Source organism: Paraburkholderia sp. SIMBA_027 (genome assembly GCF_046535315.1).
Taxonomy (GTDB): domain Bacteria; phylum Pseudomonadota; class Gammaproteobacteria; order Burkholderiales; family Burkholderiaceae; genus Paraburkholderia; species Paraburkholderia tropica.
The window spans coordinates 1-245 of record NZ_JAWRWY010001366.1 but is presented as its reverse complement, the minus strand read 5'-3'; the positions used below and the strand labels follow the sequence as shown (position 1 = coordinate 245).

Here is a 245-nt window from a genome sequence, read left to right as displayed (position 1 = left end):
GCCGAGGCGTTTAGAATAGGCAGCGATCCGCTGGAAGAGCTGCTGCTCGTCTTCCGCGGCACTGAATTGTTGGTTAGACGGCTCGCGCCCGCGAAGCGCGCCAGCACCGCCGGCGGCACCATGAACACCGCTTCGCCGCGCGGGATCGCCAGCAGACCGTCCTCGCGACTGGTATAGAACGTCGACGACGTGCGCCCTTCCTTGCGCGTGAACAGTGCGGGATCGGTGGCGATCACCAGTTCCGC

Annotated in this window: 1 protein-coding gene; it reads right to left on the bottom strand. The window is 65.7% G+C overall.

Translation table 11 applies throughout. From position 1 onward, the window contains the following. A partial coding sequence (locus tag SB764_RS43645) for a hypothetical protein (protein ID WP_410867258.1) occupies positions 1–245 on the bottom strand: 245 nt, incomplete at both ends.